Source organism: Mucilaginibacter sp., from assembly GCF_028288225.1.
GTDB lineage: Bacteria > Bacteroidota > Bacteroidia > Sphingobacteriales > Sphingobacteriaceae > Mucilaginibacter.
The window spans coordinates 1-19,757 of the sequence record NZ_JAQBOC010000062.1; the positions used below are offsets into that span (position 1 = coordinate 1).

The 19,757-nt window shown below is 42.0% G+C and carries 21 protein-coding genes; 14 read left to right on the plus strand and 7 right to left on the minus strand.

Features of this window, described 5'->3' with window-relative positions; translation table 11 throughout:
• From JWQ54_RS18945 to pyrH, 6 genes are all read left to right on the plus strand, one after another.
• A partial coding sequence (locus tag JWQ54_RS18945; RefSeq protein ID WP_299588342.1) for an uL13 family ribosomal protein occupies nucleotides 1–142 on the plus strand: 142 nt, incomplete at its 5' end.
• A 25-nt stretch (nucleotides 143–167) separates the two neighbouring features.
• Nucleotides 168–554, plus strand: coding sequence for a 30S ribosomal protein S9 (rpsI, locus tag JWQ54_RS18950; RefSeq protein WP_299587989.1), 387 nt, complete (start codon nucleotides 168–170; stop codon nucleotides 552–554).
• Nucleotides 555–572: 18 nt separating this feature from the next.
• Nucleotides 573–1,442, plus strand: a complete 870-nt coding sequence (gene rpsB / locus JWQ54_RS18955) for a 30S ribosomal protein S2 (RefSeq protein WP_299587991.1) — start codon at nucleotides 573–575, stop codon at nucleotides 1,440–1,442.
• An 87-nt stretch (nucleotides 1,443–1,529) separates the two neighbouring features.
• Nucleotides 1,530–2,381, plus strand: a complete 852-nt coding sequence (gene tsf, locus JWQ54_RS18960; RefSeq protein ID WP_299587993.1) for a translation elongation factor Ts — start codon at nucleotides 1,530–1,532, stop codon at nucleotides 2,379–2,381.
• A 232-nt stretch (nucleotides 2,382–2,613) separates the two neighbouring features.
• Entirely contained in the window at nucleotides 2,614–3,735 is a 1,122-nt protein-coding gene (gene nagA / locus JWQ54_RS18965) for an N-acetylglucosamine-6-phosphate deacetylase (protein ID WP_299587996.1), read from the plus strand.
• Between the two features lie 176 nt (nucleotides 3,736–3,911).
• The gene (gene pyrH / locus JWQ54_RS18970; RefSeq protein WP_299587999.1) at nucleotides 3,912–4,616 is read left to right on the plus strand and encodes a UMP kinase; all 705 of its coding nucleotides are present in this window, start codon (nucleotides 3,912–3,914) and stop codon (nucleotides 4,614–4,616) included.
• A 380-nt stretch (nucleotides 4,617–4,996) separates the two neighbouring features.
• Here pyrH and tnpA read toward each other — a convergent pair whose 3' ends face one another.
• Complete coding sequence (gene tnpA / locus JWQ54_RS18975) at nucleotides 4,997–5,398, minus strand: IS200/IS605 family transposase (RefSeq protein ID WP_367187119.1); 402 nt, start codon at nucleotides 5,396–5,398, stop codon at nucleotides 4,997–4,999.
• Nucleotides 5,399–5,717: 319 nt separating this feature from the next.
• Between tnpA and JWQ54_RS18980 the strand changes: the two genes are divergently transcribed.
• Nucleotides 5,718–5,948: a hypothetical protein gene (locus JWQ54_RS18980; protein WP_299588002.1), complete on the plus strand. Its 231-nt coding sequence runs from the start codon at nucleotides 5,718–5,720 to the stop codon at nucleotides 5,946–5,948.
• Nucleotides 5,945–6,856, plus strand: coding sequence for an IS3 family transposase (locus JWQ54_RS18985; RefSeq protein WP_299588004.1), 912 nt, complete (start codon nucleotides 5,945–5,947; stop codon nucleotides 6,854–6,856). Before JWQ54_RS18980 ends, JWQ54_RS18985 begins: the two co-directional genes overlap by 4 nt.
• A 401-nt stretch (nucleotides 6,857–7,257) precedes the next feature.
• Here JWQ54_RS18985 and JWQ54_RS18990 read toward each other — a convergent pair whose 3' ends face one another.
• Both JWQ54_RS18990 and JWQ54_RS18995 read right to left on the minus strand, forming a co-directional pair.
• Entirely contained in the window at nucleotides 7,258–7,602 is a 345-nt protein-coding gene (locus JWQ54_RS18990; protein WP_299588006.1) for a hypothetical protein, read from the minus strand.
• A gap of 702 nt (nucleotides 7,603–8,304) precedes the next feature.
• A complete protein-coding gene (locus tag JWQ54_RS18995) occupies nucleotides 8,305–10,023 on the minus strand; it encodes a hypothetical protein (RefSeq protein ID WP_299588008.1) in 1,719 nt (572 codons plus the stop codon).
• Between the two features lie 385 nt (nucleotides 10,024–10,408).
• Here JWQ54_RS18995 and JWQ54_RS19000 point away from each other — a divergent pair, with 385 nt between their 5' ends.
• From JWQ54_RS19000 to JWQ54_RS19025, 6 genes are all read left to right on the plus strand, one after another.
• Nucleotides 10,409–10,783 carry a hypothetical protein gene (locus tag JWQ54_RS19000; RefSeq protein ID WP_299588009.1) on the plus strand — a complete coding sequence of 125 codons (375 nt, stop codon included), beginning with the start codon at nucleotides 10,409–10,411 and terminating at the stop codon, nucleotides 10,781–10,783.
• Nucleotides 10,784–10,903: 120 nt separating this feature from the next.
• Nucleotides 10,904–11,323, plus strand: a complete 420-nt coding sequence (locus JWQ54_RS19005; protein WP_299588011.1) for an SRPBCC family protein — start codon at nucleotides 10,904–10,906, stop codon at nucleotides 11,321–11,323.
• A 156-nt stretch (nucleotides 11,324–11,479) separates the two neighbouring features.
• Nucleotides 11,480–12,523 (plus strand): NAD(P)-dependent alcohol dehydrogenase, encoded by a 1,044-nt coding sequence (locus JWQ54_RS19010; protein WP_299588014.1) that lies wholly within the window; start codon nucleotides 11,480–11,482, stop codon nucleotides 12,521–12,523.
• A 286-nt stretch (nucleotides 12,524–12,809) separates the two neighbouring features.
• Nucleotides 12,810–13,286, plus strand: a complete 477-nt coding sequence (locus JWQ54_RS19015; protein WP_299588016.1) for a hypothetical protein — start codon at nucleotides 12,810–12,812, stop codon at nucleotides 13,284–13,286.
• Between the two features lie 284 nt (nucleotides 13,287–13,570).
• On the plus strand, nucleotides 13,571–14,797 hold the full coding sequence (locus tag JWQ54_RS19020; RefSeq protein WP_299588018.1) for a transglutaminase domain-containing protein: 1,227 nt from the start codon (nucleotides 13,571–13,573) through the stop codon (nucleotides 14,795–14,797).
• Between the two features lie 217 nt (nucleotides 14,798–15,014).
• Complete coding sequence (locus JWQ54_RS19025; protein WP_299588020.1) at nucleotides 15,015–15,458, plus strand: DoxX family protein; 444 nt, start codon at nucleotides 15,015–15,017, stop codon at nucleotides 15,456–15,458.
• 13 nt (nucleotides 15,459–15,471) lie between these two features.
• On the opposite strand, the gene JWQ54_RS19030 is transcribed toward JWQ54_RS19025, so the two are convergent.
• From JWQ54_RS19030 to JWQ54_RS19045, 4 genes are all read right to left on the minus strand, one after another.
• Nucleotides 15,472–15,966, minus strand: coding sequence for a GNAT family N-acetyltransferase (locus JWQ54_RS19030; RefSeq protein WP_299588023.1), 495 nt, complete (start codon nucleotides 15,964–15,966; stop codon nucleotides 15,472–15,474).
• 103 nt (nucleotides 15,967–16,069) lie between these two features.
• Complete coding sequence (locus JWQ54_RS19035) at nucleotides 16,070–16,813, minus strand: ABC transporter ATP-binding protein (protein WP_299588026.1); 744 nt, start codon at nucleotides 16,811–16,813, stop codon at nucleotides 16,070–16,072.
• A 1-nt stretch (nucleotide 16,814) separates the two neighbouring features.
• On the minus strand, nucleotides 16,815–18,293 hold the full coding sequence (locus JWQ54_RS19040; RefSeq protein ID WP_299588029.1) for a DUF5687 family protein: 1,479 nt from the start codon (nucleotides 18,291–18,293) through the stop codon (nucleotides 16,815–16,817).
• Between the two features lie 177 nt (nucleotides 18,294–18,470).
• Nucleotides 18,471–19,751, minus strand: a complete 1,281-nt coding sequence (locus tag JWQ54_RS19045) for a replication-associated recombination protein A (RefSeq protein WP_299588031.1) — start codon at nucleotides 19,749–19,751, stop codon at nucleotides 18,471–18,473.
• Between the last annotated feature and the right edge of the window lie 6 nt (nucleotides 19,752–19,757).

The following is a 19,757-nucleotide window of genomic DNA, read 5'->3' on the forward strand; positions in this document are numbered from 1 at the left end:
AAAGCATCCTACACGCGTAATTGAAAAAGCGGTGCGTGGTATGTTACCTAAAAATCGTTTGGGCAAAGCATTGTTTGGCAATTTGCATGTATATGCAGGCGCTGAGCATCCTCATGAAGCACAAAACCCAACAACCATTTAACTTTTAATTTAAGGAGAAAGAAAAAATGCCAACAACTAACACTTCGGGCAGAAGAAAAACAGCTGTTGCACGCATCTACTTAACAGATGGCAGCGGCGCTATTATCGTAAACGGTAAAGATTACAAAGAGTACTTCCCAACATTGCCACTACAATACATCGTTACTCAGAGCACTGAGGTTTCTGGTTCAACCGGAAAATTTGATGTTAAGGTAAATGTTGCTGGTGGTGGTGTTAAAGGACAGGCTGAGGCCGTTCGTTTAGCTATTGCGAAAGCTATTGTTGAACTCGATCCTGAAAAGAAACCTTCACTGCGAGCTAAAGGTATAATGACACGTGATGACCGTATGGTTGAGCGTAAAAAACCAGGACGCAAGAAAGCACGTAAGAGATTCCAATTCAGTAAACGTTAATCAAAGGAGGACAACAAAATGGCAAGAACAACATATCAGGACTTACTGGATGCAGGTGTACACTTTGGTCACCTTACCCGCAAATGGGATCCAAAAATGTCACAGTACATTTTTATGGAGCGCAACGGTATCCACATCATCGATTTAAATAAAACCTTAACAAAGGTTGAAGAAGCTGCTGCAGCTATAAAACAGATTGTAAAATCAGGACGTAAAGTATTATTCGTAGCTACAAAGAAACAAGCGAAAGATATTGTTGCTGAATATGCAAAAGGTGTAAACATGCCTTTCATAACCGAACGCTGGTTAGGTGGTATGTTAACCAACTTTGCCACTGTGCGCAAGTCGATCAAAAAGATGTCAAACATCGATAAATTGACTAAGGACGGTACTTACAGCAATCTTTCCAAAAAAGAAAGACTGATGATACAGCGTGAGCGTATTAAATTAGAAACTTTGTTAGGTGGTATTGCTGACTTAAACCGCTTACCGGCTGCCTTGTTTTTAATTGACGTTAAGAAAGAGCATATCGCAGTTTCAGAAGCATTAAAGTTGAACATCCCTACATTTGCTATGGTTGATACCAACTCTGATCCTTCAAACATCGATTTTCCTATCCCGGCGAATGATGATGCAACCAAATCGATCTCATTAATTACCGGTATTATTATACAGGCAATTGTTGAAGGTTTGGATGAGCGCAAACGCGAGAAAGAAGACGAAGCTGAAAAAGAAGCAGCCGTTGCCAAAGCAAAAGCTGATGCTCCTGAAGCAGCAGTTGTTGACCGCGCACCAGCAGCCGAAGGCAAAAGAACCCGCAAAGTAGCTGTTGAAGCTGATGCTGCGGTTGAAGATGCTACGCCAAAAGCTGAGAGCACAGAGGAATAATTGAATTTAGTCGTAAGTCTTAAGTCGAAAGTACTGAGTGACTTTGGACTTAGGGCTTACGATTTTTAACATATAAAAAACAAAGAAATGTCTACAGTAACTATATCTGCATCCGACGTAAACAAACTGCGCCAGCAAACTGGTGCCGGTATGATGGATTGCAAAAAAGCTTTAACTGAAACCAATGGCGATTTTGAAGCTGCTATTGATTTTTTAAGAAAAAAAGGCGCTAAAGTAGCGGCCAGCCGCCAGGATCGCGAATCAAACGAAGGTGTGGTTATTGCACGTGCTTCTGTTGATGGCAAACGCGGTGTGATCATTGAGCTTAACTGCGAAACTGATTTTGTGGCTAAAAATGCCGAGTTTATTGCTTTTGCAAACCTGATAGCTAACACTGCTGTTGAAAACAAGCCTGCAACTTTAGAAGAGTTGAATGACCTTGAAATTGATACTGAAGTTAACCGTGCAAAAATTGGTGACGTTATTATTGACAAAACCGGTAAAATTGGCGAGAAGATAGGTATCAGCAAATATGTTGTAGTTGAAGGCGAAAAAGTTGTTGCTTACATCCACGGTAACTACCGTTTAGGTGTATTGGTTGGCTTAAGCGCTAACGCTGCCGGTGCTGACGAAGCAGGTAAAGACGTTGCGATGCAAATTGCAGCTATGAACCCTGTTGCTATTGATAAAGACGGCGTTGATGCTACTACAATTGAGCGTGAGCTTGAAATTGCAAAAGAGCAGATCCGCGCAGAAGGCAAACCTGAAGAAATGGTTGAAAAGATCTCTGTAGGCAAGCTGAACAAATTTTATAAAGATTCAACCTTATTAAACCAGGAGTTTGTTAAGGATCCTTCCAAAAGCGTTGCTCAGTTTTTGAGCACTGTTGAAAAAGGTTTAACATTTAACGCCTTTAAGCGGGTTGCTTTAGGAGCTTAAATATTTAGTCCCCTTCGTTAAAACGAAGGGGATTTTTTTTGTTATAATAAATCACGCGTCATTGCGAGGAACGAAGCAAACTCTTCACACGCAAATCATGGACCGGTAAGTAATGTGGCGACCAAACAGTCGGCTGTAGGTCTCTAAGAGTTTTATGGTTCGTTGAATGTCCTATGTAGTCCGCCAGCTGGCGGATCGTTCCTCGCAATGACGCGTTTGTAAACGTTACAATATGATAACAGCCCTCCACAACCTCCAACTCATCTCTGATGGCTCCATCACCGCCGGCAAAGTAGTTTTAATTACCGGCGACAAAATTATTGCCATTACCGATGAAAGCGCCATGCCTGATGGCGTTCAAAAAATAGATCTTAAAGGTGCATTTGTTGCACCGGGATTAATTGACTTGCAAATTTATGGCAGCGGCGGCAAGCTGTTTGCCGGAACGCCCGAAGTGGAAGCTTTGGAACGCATGGAAAGCGACCTGCTGAGCCAGGGCACCATCGGTTTTTTTGCTACCATCGGCACCAATACCAATGATATTGTTGAACAGGGGATTGAATCGGCTAAGATCTACCGTGAACGCAGCAAAGGAAACTTTTGGGGCCTGCACCTGGAAGGACCTTATCTGAACCCTATAAAAAAAGGCGCACACCCGGCTAACCTGATAAAAAAAGGCACCCTTGCCGAAGTAAAAGGCTGGATTGAAAAGGCCGACGGCGTTATTAAGATGATGACCATTGCCCCTGAATTGCAGGATCAGGAGGTGATTGATTACCTGCATGCTCATGGTGTGATATTATCATCGGGCCATAGCAATGCCACCTATGCCGAGGGTAAAGGTTTTTTAAATAAACCTATCCCGGCAGTAACACACCTGTTTAATGCCATGCCGCAAATGCACCACCGCGAACCGGGTTATATCCCCGCAATTTTTGAGGAGCGCCCTTATACCAGCATTGTTGCCGATGGCATCCATGTTGATTTTGCAATGGTGCGGCTGGCCAAACGCGAGCTGGGCGATAAGCTATTTTTAATTACCGATGCTGTTACTGCGGCTACAGAAGGCACCTACCAGCACCAGTTTACCGGCGACCGTTATGTAATGCCTGACGGTACGCTCTCAGGTTCATGCCTTACCATGCTAAAAGCGGTACAGAACTGCGTGGAGCACGTTGGGATCAACCTTGCCGAAGCTGTTAATATGGCCTCGTTGTACCCTGCCCAGCTGGCTTCGCTCCCTAAAAAGGGAAAGGTTGCCGCAGGCTATGATGCGGATCTTATTGTTTTTAATGCTGATTTTGAAGTGCAGGGAACGGTGTTTAAAGGGGCTTATTCTCCGTGCTCTTTGTGATTCTTAGCGTACTCCGTGGTTAATTTTTACCGCAGAGGTCACAAAGGGAGGTGCACAGAGTTAACAGAAAACTTGACAGGGCCTCCGTCTGCTTTAAACGACTATTATTTAACAAAGTCGACATAAAATTTTAACACTGATTATATTTCTATATTTTTGACCAATTTAACTACCTCATGGCATATAAAAGAATCCTACTAAAACTTAGCGGCGAATCGCTGATGGGCGATAAACAATACGGAATTGATAATAAGCAGGTTTTACAATATGCCCAGGATATAAAAGCGGTAAAAGACAAAGGCATGGAAATTGCCGTTGTTGTTGGCGGCGGCAATATTTTCCGCGGTTTAAGTGCCGAAAAATCGGGCATGGAACGCGCCCAGGCCGATTATATGGGCATGCTGGCCACCGTAATTAACTGCATGGCCCTGCAAAATGCCCTTGAAAGCATTGGCGTTGAAACCCGTCTGCAGTCGGCCATAAAAATGGAGCAGATCTGTGAGCCCTATATCCGCCGCCGTGCAATGCACCATTTAGAAGTCGGCCATATTGTGATCTTTGGCGCAGGTACCGGGAACCCTTATTTTACTACAGATACAGCCGCATCCCTGCGCGCTATTGAAATAAAAGCCGACGTGGTGCTGAAAGGTACCCGCGTTGACGGCATCTACACCGCCGATCCGGAGAAAGACCCATCTGCTACCCGCTACAATGAAATAAGCTTCCAGGAAGTGTACGACAAAGGCCTTAACGTTATGGACATGACCGCCATTACCCTTTGCCAGGAAAACAACCTGCCAATCATCGTTTTCGACATGAACAAACCCGGCAACTTTATGAAGATTGCCAATGGGGAACAGATTGGAACGTTGGTGCGGTAGGAGGAGTCCGAAAGTCGGGAAAGTCCGAAAGACCGGAAGAAAGAGGTTGTGAGGCGGGGTCCGGAAAGCTAGTCCCAAGGACATAAATGTTCGAAAGAATCAAAATAAGCAGTGTACCGTGTGACCCCTTCTCTTGGGGAAATACACGGCACACTGTTTTATAAATCAGGGGATGCCTGTAATGCTTCCCCTGAAGCTCTGACCCATCGGGTCAACCCCTTTGTAGAAAAACAACACGCCCGCATTTTTGCTCCATAGGAGCTACCCTTCACCCATCTAACAGGTCTTGAAAAATGCATTTGCTGCTAACATGACCCATCGGGTCAACCCCTTTGTAGAAACGCAATATGCGCCCATTTTTTCATCGTAGATGCTACCCTTCACCCATCTAACAGGTCTTGGAAAATGTATTTCTCATCATATTCAACAGCATAATCATTTAATATCTCCAAATACTCCTCTTTGAAGGTCTGTTTTTTATGATGTTCTTTTTGATTTAAAATATATTTAACAACGCCATCAATTTGGGAACGGCTATTGCTAAACGCTCCATACCCTTCCTGCCAATAAAATTTTCGCCTGGTAAAGCCTTCCTTATTTATAAATTTTGAGCTATCGCCTTTTACCAACCTCATTAATTCAGAAATTGATTGTTTGGGATTTAACCCGGCAAAAAGATGCAAATGATCAGGCATTGTGTTTATTGCCAATAGCTTATGTCCGTTGTTTTGTACTACACCAGCGATGTACTTTTGAAGACGATCTTCCCATTCTTCCTGTATTACCGCTTTTCTATTTTACTGCAAATACAAAATGGATCTATAATTGCGTGTAGGTGTTTGGCATAATAATCCGGTTTGGCTATTTACAAAAATAATAAATGCGGGTGAAGGGTAGCCTCGATGAGGCAAAAAATCTTTCTACCTGTTTTTTCTACAAAGAGGTAGACCCGATGGGTCATTGTTGATCCGCTGTGTGTTTCACACCTATCGGACATTTCCAACTTTCGGTCTTTCCCACCAACATTATACAAAACAAATAATATAGCAAATAGCTGAAAGCGCTTGCGGGGTTCCGGTTCCGCCTGTTGCATATTTATAAATGGGTAATGGCTTATCAAAAGGAAAAAAAAAGGGAAAGTTGAATAAACCGGGGGCAGTTATTAGAAAAGTGTTGCCTGAACCCGAGCCAATCTCTACAAATGTTAAATGGTTACAGGAAGAATTGCGCCTGTCACAAATCCGTGTGCTGTTATTGGAAGCAACGATAGATATAGCTGACGAGAGATTTGGCACCAGTATGAGAAAAAAAGTTGGCGCCAGACAGTCTTGAAAACCAAAGAATCGCACGGGATTGCTATATCCCTTCTTTGTTCACTGTCTGGCCGCTCGCGCCAGGCTTATTATAAGCAGCTGCACCATAAAGAGAAGTCACAAGTTGAGGGAGGGCTGATTATCCAGCAGATGACGGATTACCGTAAGATCCAGAAAAGGGTGGGTACGATTAAATTATTATGGTTGATGGCTCCTTTTTTAAAGCAGCATGCGATCAGTATTGGCCGGGACTCCATGTTTACCCTTTTACGGCTTAACGGTCTTTTAGTCGGCAAGGGACGGAGCAATAAGTCGCGAACGACAGACTCGAACCATTGGATGAAAAAACATCCTAACCTGATACAGAACCTGACCCCGGTAATGGCCGGAGGGCTTTGGGTAAGTGATATTACCTATATTAACTTAAGTCAGGGCCATAGCTTCCTGAGCCTGGTATCCGATGCCTATAGCCGTAAGATCGTAGGTTTCCACCTCAGCGAGCACCTTACTGCTGCCGGGCCTGTAGCGGCCTTAGGAATGGCTATCGGTTCATGCAGTAATACAGAAAGCCTGATTCATCATTCGGATCGGGGATCGCAGTATTGTTGCAGTGATTATGTGGGGCTATTGCAGGAAAATAAAATCAGTATCAGCATGACCCAAAGCGGAGACCCAAGGGATAATGCGATAGCGGAAAGGGTAAATGGTATATTAAAAAGCGAATTGCTGGAAGACGTCTACCCGGATGTGCAGACGGCCAGGATGGCTGTATCAAAGGCAGTGAATACTTATAACTATTTAAGGCCGCACACAAGTATTGATATGCTTACCCCTGCTCTGGCACACAGCAAGGTAAACCAACTAAAGCGTCACTGGACAAACCCTTACCAAAGGAAATTAAAAAGGGAGGCAACTATGGACGGGTAATCAAAATAAGTTATCCACAAAAAACGGCGGCTTTTAAAAAGAAAAAAAGAAGCAAAAAAAGAAAAACGAGTTAGGATGTGGAGAACGCTTCGCGTTCCCCACATCCTAACTCGACAAACAAGCAACAAATAGTTTTAACTTTATAAAAAAAGTGACAACCTTTTCCAGTACGACTCAACGGAACGCCTGGTACAAAGTGAAACATGCTGATTATAAGCATGTTTCACCTTGCTTCAATGGCTGAACAAAAGTAAGTAACTGATAATCAGGAGCCCTAAATTGATATTTTTGGATGCGCAGCTGTAATTTATTTACAATCAGCATGTTCCGGTTTTTGAGTTGTGGATTGTCCTGAAAAAGTCGACACTTTTTAATTGCTCACCATTCACCACTCACCAAGCTTAATACTTTTTTATAACCGACTCCTCCATGTCCAGCACGGTGGTGTGGATTTCGGTATCAAACCATTCAGTAAATAGTTTGTAGGTGCGATTTTTCGGCCAGTCGTTTTCATCGGTATGGCGGTCATTCAGCTCATTTTCAAAAATGTCGTTGAAATTTTTTTTAAGCCATTTTTCAGTGCCGCTATCAGTTTCCCGCTCCTTAACCAGGTAAACGGTTGTTTCGGTGCCGTCTTCAAGCATGTCCGGGTACAGGGCATTGATCCAGTTAAGCAGGGGCTGTTTGGGCTTCACCACTATGGCGTAGCGGTTTATGTGTTCGTAAAAGTAGGTTAATGGTTCCATGGGGGTTTGTTTGGGGTAAAGGTAGGGGTTTGGGGGGAGAGCAAAAAATGCTAATAGGCAGCGGGGGAATTTAGTGCCGGTGGGGAATATTATTTAGTCAGTTGTACGGCAATTCTGAACAACTGAATTTTATTTACTAAAGGCTGTTTGGTTGGTTAGCTCCGCATAAAATAGATTGGATGTTTTTCATCCGGCAAAAGTAACTTCTTTTATGGGAAAGGGGGAAGGTCTTCATTAACCACAAACAACAACGCAGGGGTCATCTATGAGAGGGCCTGGATATTATGAAGAACCGAGCCTTATCCGAACCTAAAACAAAAGCGGGCAAAGGCACGACAGAAAAGCGGGCCAGGGAGTCTGGCCTGCAGCGCGGAAGCTTTTTTCTGTCTTGACCTTTTGGTCACTTTTGGGTCAAGCCAAACGGCATGGCCTTCTTGAGTGCCTTTGAAAAACAAACAACTACGAAAAACGTAACTAGGCCTCCGCGGCCATGAGCGGGAGAGTCATTAAGTTCTAAAATTAAACATCGTCCGAAGCAATCTGCGTTAACAACATACCGCGTGGCAACCGCACGCCATGCACAACCGCTCATGCAAGTTCTACACCTTTCTGTTCGCCCTGTATAGCGTGCGATTGCCACGCTGCGCTCGCAATGACATGGTGGTTTCTTTTATACCTGCCATTGCCACTCCCCCACTTCCACTAATCCCTCACCCTTCCCGCCGCTTTGCTTGTTTCATCAAGATCTAATATGATCGTATTCAATTGCGGACTGATCCTTAATACAGCACCGTTATTTGGCCTGGTAAATGACCCTTTACCTGCTTTAACCGAATAGTTCATTTGCTCAAACCGGCAATCCAGGCTTTTGCTCTTTACCCCGGTGAACGGAAGCTTAATACCATCCGCGGTATTCAGATCGAAAAACCAGTTGATGGCGCTGGCGGTTACCAATTTCATTTTAATTTGCCGCTCGCTCAAATCAACTTCAAAAGTTCCTTCAATTGATTTTAAAGGCCACGTAATGTGCATTGTCGATGGTCCCGTTTTGATGAATTTCGGATCTTTTCCCTGCAGTAATATTTCTTTTCCGTCAACAATTGCTTTTAGCCTTAAACCCGCGATCTGATTTTTTGCGCTCCATATATATCCATCTACAACAGGCAATGTGAAAAACGTGCATTCATTTGATGTGGCTGCCTGTGTTTCATAAATAGATGGAAATTTCTCATTAAATAAGTGAATGTCACGGATCCTCAGCGTGCCTTGTTCCCATAGCATGTTAAGCCTGTAAAACCTGCTGTTGAACCATACCGTTTTAAGGTCGCTGCCTTCAAGATCCTTACTAACCGAAAAGGATGTTGCCGGTGTAACCTTGTACTTGTTTTTAAACCAGCGGCCCGATGCCTCCAATGTTTCTACCCTTACCTTATGCTCATCTCTAAGCTTTGCGATCAATGGCATCTGGAGTTCAAGGCCTTTAGCCATGGCATCCCAGGTAAAAGAATTTTCCTGCCCGGCCTGCGTATAGTTGAACCCCAATGCATCATCATCAGCAAACGTTTTGAAGAACCAGTTTACCCAGGTGGAATCGCCGCCCCCGAATTTATACACAGGCTCCAGGGTGATCACCCCTTGCCTGTTTGAACCCAAGCCTGTATCATACTGCCTTACAGGGTCGCTGCCAAGCATCCGGAAAATGGGTACCGGGATCTGGTTCTGTTCATGCTGGGCCGGCATATAAGAATTGAGCTTACTTGGGTAATAAGCCTGGTTCCAATAACCGCCCCAAAGGGTGTAACCATCCGTGCCGTACTGATCTTTACAGTTTGCCGAAGCCACGATGTGGTATTTTTCATACATGTAATTGAGGCTATAGGCATCAATAAACCATGATGCAACTGATTTGGGATAATAGCCGAAGATCTTTTTAAAGTCGGCCATGTAAACATCAATAAGCTTTTTGCGTTCCCGGGGTGTATAACCTGTAGAGAAGCCGATATTTGCCCGCCAATCCCATGGGTAGCGTCCTCTCCATTTCAGTCCGGCCTTTTCAACCAGCGGTTGGGGAATCTCCCACCAGGCGCCGATCTCGAAGGAGTTTTTCGGAAGAGCCGACAGTAACTTTTGATACCGGGGATCCATCAGGGCGTCATACTGCAGCAGGAATGTACCTCCAAGCTTGTATTTTTTCATGATCTCTACCTGTTTAACCACTGTTTGAAACAACACCTCCCGGGTGATCTTCGGGTCCCTTGGTTCAAGCAGGCGGATAAAATTGACAATATTGACGATCCTGGGAGATTCATCGCCCGTTTTTACTGCGGGATGTTTACCCAGGTAAAATGAGCATAAAGTGCTGAATGCGGAGAGACTGCAAAGGATGATCAACCATGATTTTTGGCGTGTAATTATTTTCATAGGCTCCATTAAATTATATTAAATTATATTGTTCGTTTTAAAAATATGAAGTTTAAAATTTTAAAATTAGTTCAATAAGCACAACGGATATGATTAATCTTCGGATCATAAAATGATGAAATTGAACAATGTTGACGAATATAGGTTTGTAAGTTCAAAACTATTATAAATACCCGTTGATGTATAAAGATAATTTGTTGTTGTTTTTTTGTGCTTTTTGATATATCCCGGATATGCTGACGAACCCGGCTTTAATTTCCTTCAAAAATCTATAACAAAAAAATAAAACCCTTCGTATAACAGCTGGTTTACCGGAATAAATTATTACCCGTAAACAAGCGGATCAGTTATTAACGATTTTTTAAAATCAATTCAGAAGGGATTTATGAGGGCAAATGACATTTTCGGGGTACAGGATGATGGGAAAACAGCAGGGCTGTGTAGTTATTTTTTTGTTTTAGGATGGTCGGTGTCTTATTTTGGATACCATCAAACCGAGAAAACCAGCTTAAGCAGTTTTCAATTGAGGCAAACACTTCTTTTATATATTACCTACATAGTAATAAGATATGGCTTGCTTGTAGTTTTAGATAAGGCGGGACTATTAAGCGGCATCTTTTCATCTTTACATCTTATTGTTTTAGTAAACGTATTGTTCATTTTTCTGTGGATAATTGGTTTAAGCGGCGCCAGAAATGGACAAGAGAAGCCAATACCTGTTTTGGGCAAACTGGCTCAAAATGTGTTCCCGGCTATTTAATGTGACTTGTTTAACATTGCTATTTTATAAGCTTTCAGATTAATTTCCGGAGGCTTTTTTTTGTTCAAAATCTTGTCATATCTTTATTTTACCAATTGAAAAATTTAAAAACCTTGAAAAATGGAAACTAAAGAAGTAATAACAGTAGAAACATTAATTGATGCAAATGTTGAAAAGGTATGGGAATATTGGACAAACCCTGAACACCTTACCCACTGGGTATTTGCATCTGATGACTGGCATGCACCTTATGCAGATAATGACCTTCGGACCGACGGTAAATTTAAAACAACTATGGCGGCTAAAGATGACAGCTTTAGTTTTGATTTTGAAGGTGTTTATACTGATGTGAAACCACATAGCTTAATAGAATACGTAATTGCAGATGGTAGAAAAGTTAAGATCGATTTCATTAGCCAGGGTAACGCCACTAAAGTAGTTGAAGCCTTTGAGGCTGAAAGCGAAAACCCAATTGAAATGCAAAAAGGGGGATGGCAGGCTATTTTAGATAATTTTAAAAAGTATACGGAAGCTAATTAAAGTGACGAAACAATTTTTTAGGATCATCTCTAAATTCTGACATTAATAATACATTAAAAAATTACCAGGGCTGCACATTTTATTGGTGTGGCTGTATATTTGTCACCCGGAACCACTCCGATTTCTGAAATTTCTTACTTTTAAAAAAACACTACTATGATTGAAACTAAAGCATATGCTGCTCAGGATGAAAATACACCACTGGCACCCTGGACCTTTGAACGGCGCGAAGTAGGGCCTCACGACGTACAATTTGATATTTTGTTTTGCGGCGTTTGCCACTCAGACCTTCACCAAATTAAAAATGACTGGTTCCCGGGGATCTTCCCGATGGTACCAGGCCATGAAATTGTTGGTCGTGTGGTTAAGGTTGGCGACCATGTAAAGAAATTTAAAGTTGGCGACCTGGCAGGAACCGGCTGCCTGGTTGACTCATGCCGGGTATGCGAAAACTGTAAACAGGATTTAGAGCAATACTGCTTAAATGGCAACTCACAAACCTATAACGGTTTGGAGCAGGATGGCAAAACACCTACTTATGGCGGCTATTCAAATACAATTGTTGTGCACGAAGATTTTGTGCTTCACATTTCTGATAAGCTAAGCCTGGCAGCTGTTGCACCATTGTTATGTGCAGGCATTACCACCTATTCGCCGTTAAGATATTGGAAGGTTGGTAAAGGACATAAACTGGCTGTATTGGGCCTGGGCGGACTTGGCCACATGGCTGTGAAGTTTGGTTTGGCTTTTGGGGCCGAGGTAACTGTATTGAGCACCTCTCCCAAAAAGGAAGAAGATGCTAAAAAGCTGGGGGCGCATCATTTTGTAGTTACTACTGATGAAGCCCAGGTAAACGCAGCCAAAGGTACCTTTGATTTTATTTTGGATACCGTTTCTGCCGAGCATGATTTTAATATGTACTTGTCGTTACTAAGAACTAATGGCATCCATATTTGCGTTGGTGTTCCGCCAAAGCCGGCTCAAATTGCTGCATTCAGTTTACTTGGCGGCCGTAAAAGTGTGGCCGGTTCAGGAATTGGCGGCCTTGCCGAAACTCAGGAAATGCTGGATTACTGTGCTGAGCATAATATTGTTTCGGATATTGAAATGATTGATATAAAAGACATCCAGGCCGCCTATGACCGCATGGTTAAAGGCGATGTTAGGTATAGGTTTGTAATTGATATGGCTACTTTATAAGTATTTGGTATAGCTTAGAAGTTATAATCATCTTAAAAAGGCATTTACATTTATTTGTAGATGCCTTTTTTGCGAATAATCAATGTGTTAGCCGGGATGCTGTTACCTGAATATGCGTAATTTATAAAGTATTAGTACATCAACTCCTTTTCCGCAACTTCTCTCATCAGTTAGTGAGCGCCGGTATTGTAATGCTTTTTTTACATTCCCTGGTATCTTATTGCAACAAATTTGCGTATAAGTGCATCTAATTCAGTAAAAGTTAATAATCACAAACCTTATAAAAATGAAAAAAATCCTGTTAAGTACAATTGTTTTAATTGCATTCTCATTTTCTATTATTCTATTCCAGATCAGCTGTAAAAAAGAAGCCAAGGCACAAACATCTTCAAGTTTAACCCCGGCTACAACATCGAAGCTTGGTGGTGTAATTCCTGACGGTGAGACGATAGCAGTTGATGCTGCCGGAAAAATTTCAGTTGCCCAGCAAGGTAAAATTGTATTTATAAAATATGGCTCAGCAACATCACAAAGCGAGGTTTGGACCGCAAACTACGATGGTTCAGGCGCTGCTAAAGTAAATCTTGCACTGCCTGTAGATCTTTCTGTAGCCGCTCATGCAAATATTTCGCCCGATCATAAAACCTTGTTTGTCTCTGTATTTGATGCAAAAGGAAATGCGGGGATCTATTCTTGCGGGATTGATGGCAGCAACCCTAAACTGATAATTTCCGGAAATATCGACGTAACCGACGCATATTAATTTATTTCCCTAACCTTAAGCACAACGAAGCCTTCAGATAATTTCCGAGGGCTTTTTTATTAGCTCTATTACCAAATTCACAATGTATTTCGCCTGATTCACATTGCTGGAAAATATTAAACGGAAAGAGCAGACATTTGGGTATAATTAAACAATACCGGATAAATAACTTCACTTACCTTATTTAAAATTTAAATTAAAATCACTCTTAGGAATTAACGATAAAAATATTCCGCACTGGCAACCTATTGCCCAAATATTTCATCTTATAAAAAATAAAAACAATGAAAAAACTATTATTAGTATGCGGTATTTGCTTAGCAACCCTTTTAGCTAATGCACAACAGAGTAAGGAAGCAGCAGATTTTAATGCCTATTATATTAAAACAGATAGCAGTATGCGTGCCGCCTATGCTTTAAAAGATTATCCTAAATCTATTGCGCTGGCAAACGAGTGGTTTGACCGGTATGATAAGCTGTCGTCAGCTTTTAAACAAAACAACCCGGGCTATTTGCCGGGCATGCTTTATAACCTGGCTTGTTATACTGCAATGAACGGCGAGAAAGGTAAAGCTATCAGCTGCTTTGAAAAAGCTTATAATGCTGGTTTTTCGAACTATACCCTGGCAAAAACAGACAGTGATTTGAACAGCCTGCGTGATGACGAGAAATTTAAGGCGGTGTTAAACCAGGTAAAAGAAAAAGGAGATTATAATTATGTGCTAAAAAAAGCCGGCACCTATAATAAGGAAAAAGCTGATCTCCCGGTATTTACCTATCAGTCTGCAAGTACCCCTGAGCTGATTGCCTTTAAAACTAAATTCAACCTCGATTCAGTAAGCGGCAATGGCGACGAGATCAGTAAATTTAAAAACCTGCTTTATTGGGTACATGATGTGGTAAGGCATGATGGCAATTCAAATAATCCGCCGTCAAAAAATGCAATTGATCTGATAGCTGTTTGTAAAAAGGATGACCGTGGCGTGAACTGCCGCATGATGGCTACTATTTTGAAAGATGCTTATCAGGCCGAAGGCTTTAAAGCAAGGCTGGTAACCTGTATGCCCAAAGATACTGCAGATTTTGACTGCCATGTGATAACAGTTGTATGGTCAAAAACATTGAATAAATGGGTTTGGATGGATCCTACCTTCGGCGCATTTTTGAAAGACGACAAAGGGAACTATTTAAGCATTGAAGAAGTTAGGGAGCGTTTGATCAATGATAGTCCGCTGGTTTTGAATGAAGATGCCAACTGGAACCATAAGAACAAAGAAACACAGGAGGTTTACCTTAATTACATGTCAAAAAATCTTTACTGGATAAGATGTGCCGCAAAAAGCGAGTGGGACCTGGAAACCATGCAGAAAGGCAAACCGGCCGTTCAATATGTAAACTTATATCCCTGTAAGTTTACTACAATAAACAGTACAAATAAATTCGGGGCCAATAAGGCTGAATATGCAACTAACAACCCGGATTATTTTTGGCAGAAACCGGCGGATAATTGAGCTTCAAAATAGTTGGTTTATAACGACAACCTCATTCATTTGCAGGTTGTCTTTTTTTTGCGTTAAAATATCAGTTGAGGCAGTAATAGCTTTACATTCAGCATTAACGATTGTTAAGCCTTATACTCCCTAAAAGTATAACGATTAATGTACCTTTATAAAAGAGAAACATTGAAGGCGCTGAACCTAAGGCCAATTAACAACAAAAACTAAAGCGATGATCTATATTATTGAAAAGTTGCTACAAACCGATGCTAATCATGTGTACACCTTTCTGCGTATAATCTGCGGAATAATCATATTACCGTATGGCCTGCAAAAGCTTGGATTTGGCGGCGTTGGAATTAAAGCAACACTATTGGATTTGAAGACAAAGAAAGTTCCCCAATTTATTGCCTGGCTGATTATTATCAGTCAGTCGTTTGGCAGTGTGGCGTTAATAATAGGATTATTGGGCCGCTTTGCTGCAGGTGGGGCCTTCATTATATTTACCGGCGCCCTTATAGTTCACTTACCTGACGGATGGATGCTGAACTGGTTTGGCAAAAAGAAGGGTGAAGGGATAGAGTATTTTGTAATGCTGCTCGCCATGTTGCTTATAATTATTGTTAAAGGCAGCGGCGCTATGTCCATTGATCGTTGGTTAATGAATAAACTTTGATAAGGCTTATCAATTATAGTTTCTTCCGCATCACATAATCATTCATCCAGTAAAGGCCGATTGCTATATCTTCTTCATAAGCCACTTCAAAGCCCATTTTTTCGTAAAAGTTTTTCGCTTTGTTATAACGGTTCACGTTTAAATCAAGTGTGTGCTTACCTGCCTCAATAGTTTTATTGATCACTTCGTTTATCAACACTTTTCCATAGCCTTTTCCCTGCGTTTCGGGCAGGCAGTAAAGCTTGTGCAGTTTATAAATTTCAGGGGCTTCATCGCGCGGCGCGTATCCTGCAAATGCTACGGGCTTGCCATCTTCAATCAGCAGCAAATAGCTTTGTGTATTATTTTCAACTTGTGAGGTGATCTTCTCAACCGAATAAATTTCACCCAGCATAAAGCTGATCTGTTCTTTTTCAAGTATGGGCGAATATGCGGGCCACCAGGTTTTTTCTGCTATTTCTATAATGATTCCAACATCACTTAATGTTGCTGTCCGGATAGTGTACATTGTCAATAATATATTCTTCTCCTCTTTGTGTCCTCTGTGTCTCCTCTGCGGTTATTTTTTTACCACTGGTTACAAAGATGTGCACAAAGTTCACAAAAGTTATTTAATGGTTTTCTTCTTCGTCAATTTTTGTTGTTACGGATACGGTTTGCCCAACGCCAAAATACTGTTCCAGCTCGTTTAAGGTTGATGAACTGGTAGCGATATCTTTAATTATCACGCCCTTTTCCATCAGCAGGATGCGGTCGCATACATCGGTAATGTGGTTAAGATCATGGCTGGAGATCAGTGTTGTTACCCCTTTGTTTTTATTCAGATCCTTCAGGATACCTTTCAGCCTGAACTGCGTGCTTGGGTCTATATTGGCAAAAGGTTCATCCAGCATCAGCAACTCAGGGTTTTGTAACAGACACGAAGCCACACCTACTTTGCACTGGTTCCCTTTTGAAAGATCACGGATGTATTTTCCTTTTTTTAAGATCTCGCCGTTAAAAAAATCTGTGAGGCCGACTAAGGAATCATCAACATGAGCCCGGGTTTGCTGGTGCAGACCGCCAATAAAGTAAAAGTATTCTTCGGGCGTAAGATAATCTATCAAAAAGCCTTCATCAAGATATGAGGCCGTATAGTTTTTCCAGTTTTCGTGCCCGGCAACAACTTCGCCATTTAATAAAACCTGACCGGCTTCGGGCCTTATCAGGTCAAGGATCGTGCGGAATAAAGTGGTTTTACCGGCGCCATTGTTACCCACCAGACCAACGCTTTCACCTTTCTTTATCTCAATATTGGGGACATTTACAACGGTAACTCCGTTATAGATTTTTTTAAGGTTTTTAATTTCTATCATATTACTTGTTTCTGAACCCTTCAGCTATCGTGTATCGTTTGTTATAAAAATCTGCCTCCAGTTTTTTTATCCAGAAGCTTCGCGTAAAAATAAATGCCAGGCCAATAACAGCTAATAGTGCCAGGCCCACATCATCATGATGAAGTATTGCTAATGGCCCGTAAATTACGTAAGGAGCTATAAGCAGGGGAATAGATAAAACCCATTGATTTCCGCCAACCCCTTCCCAGTTAAAGGCGGCACCTTTTGAAAGGTCTATCCGTTTATAATTTCGATTGGCAAAAAATAATACCAAAGTAGTATTTACACCTATGTTCCATAAATACATTATAACTTCAATAGCAAGTGTTTTCCAGCCAAAATAAGCGTATGGCGTGGTTAGCAGCAAAAAGAATGTTGATATAATGGTAAACAGTAAATACTTGGCTTTTAGAAAGTCGGAGAATTTTACTTTGCTAACCAGCAGGCCATCAAAGTGCGATGCCTGCCAGCTATACATAAACTGGCCGTAATTGATGATAAAAATGCCGGTCATAAACATGCTTACAAATACCTTATAGCTTTCATTATTCATTTTAGGGTTAGTATAAAATATCAACCCGTAAAACATAATAAACAACCCCATAATAAAAGCCGACCGTGAGCGCTTGTTACGGAATACTAATTTAAATTCGTTAGCTGCAAGGTCGCCAACACTACCAAACCGCCTTAGTAAAGGGTATTCGGTACTGCTTTTGTATTTAACGGCTTTGCGCGAGCCAAGCTCTTCCAGGTACAGGTTATCTTTTAAATAGGAGAAGTTAAGATAGTACATTACTGCTCCGAGCAACAAGGGCGCAATTGCCAATGCCGGATGTGTGATCACATTTCCAAAAAACAAATACGAGAATTTACGGATAGAAAACAGGTGCCATAAAAAATCAGACAAACCTATGAGTATAATTACGGTCGCAGCTATCAAAAAGATCCAGCCATTTAAATTGGCTTTCCTTTTTAGATACAGTGCAAAATAATTATTAAATACAGTAAGTCCGGCCAGCGACACTATAAAGGCAAGCGCCACCACGCTGCCAGAATCTGTTGCAATAATTTTTATAATAAAGGGCGCAAACAGTACAAACGGCCAAAGGTTAAATACCGAAAGTAAGGAGGTAAATGCAAGGTAACGCACCAGCGAGTTGCGTTTTACGGGCAGCTGCAAATAAGGCTGAACGCGCAGGGTAGGCAGGTCCTGCAGTTGTAAGCGCGTAAAAAGGTCAAACAAAAAGTAAAAAAGGAGGATCCCGCAAAATGAAATAACCAGGTCATCATGGGGGAACATGCCTTCTAAAAGTTTATCTAAAAAAAATCCCAAAACCAGCACGTTAATAAACAGGTATAAAATTAATAACGCCATTACTATACGCACAGCAATGCTTTTACCTGTATTTTTTGATCGCCAGAAAGCTTTTAACTCGTGCCTGAGGAAAGTTAGTGTCATGTATGCTTTATAAAATAATTATAAGGTAATAATAGGTAAAAGAATCAAGAGGCAAGAATCAAGAGGCAGGAGATTGCAAAACAAAGTACTGGTTTTAGTTAGCCAGAAACTGTTTACTTAATATTTTTATCTTGTTTATCTTGATTCTTGGCTCTTGATTCTTTACTCTTTCAAGGCTCAATACTTATACCTGTCGCCCCAAAGTTTTCTTAACTTCTCTTTTGATTCGTTTTCGCGGGCATTATTGCCCGGATCATATAGTTTTGTTCCTTTGATGGCATCGGGTAAAAAATCAAGCTCGGTGAAATTGCCTTCGTAACTGTGGGCATATTTATAATCTTTACCATAGCCTATGTTCTTCATAAACCTGGTAGGCGCATTGCGCAAGTGCAGGGGCACAGGCAGGTCGCCGGTTTGGTTAACCATGGCTATTGCTGCGCCAATAGCGGTTGTGGCCGAGTTGCTTTTTGCTGATGTTGCCAGGTAGATGGCAGTTTGTGATAAGATCAGTTGCGACTCTGGCATGCCAATTTTATTCACCGCCTCAAAACAGCTTTGCGCCAGCAGCAGGGCATTAGGATTGGCATTGCCAATGTCTTCTGATGACAGGATCAGCATCCGCCGGGCAATGAATAGCGGGTCCTCGCCGCCAACTATCATTCGCGCCAGCCAATAAACCGCACCGTTAGGATCGCTGCCGCGCATGGATTTGATAAAGGCCGAAATAATATCATAATGCTGCTCGCCTGTTTTATCATACAGTGCCATGTTTTGCTGTACATGTTCCAGCACTACATCGTTTGTAATGGTGATTTTTTTACTGTCGAAAGCGTTTACCAGCAGCTCAAAAATATTGAGCAGCTTGCGGGCATCGCCACCTGATAAGCGAAGCAGGGCCTCATTTTCTTTAATGATGATATTTTTTTTATTGATCACTTCATCTTCTTTCATTGCCTTGTGCAGCAGGCTCATCAAATCGTCTTCGTCTAAGGGCTGCAGGATATAAACCTGGCATCGCGATAGCAAAGCCGAGATAACTTCGAATGATGGATTTTCGGTTGTGGCGCCTATAAGCGTTACTATGCCACGCTCAACAGCACCCAGCAATGAATCTTGCTGCGATTTGGAGAAACGGTGAATTTCATCAATGAACAATACAGGCAGGATCTGGCCCCCGGCTTTTAAAAGGGATGCTTTTTCAATCACTTCCCGCACATCCTTCACCCCTGAATTAATGGCGCTTAAAGAAAAAAAAGGCCTGTCGAGCGTTTGCGAGATGATATAGGCCAGCGTGGTTTTTCCAACCCCGGGCGGCCCCCAAAATATCATAGAAGGCAGCGAACCCGACTCAATAGCTTTGCGTAGCACAGCACCCGGCCCAACCAAATGTTTTTGCCCCACATAATCATCCAGGTTCTTGGGGCGCATGCGCTCGGCTAATGGGGGCAGGTTATTCATATTGGT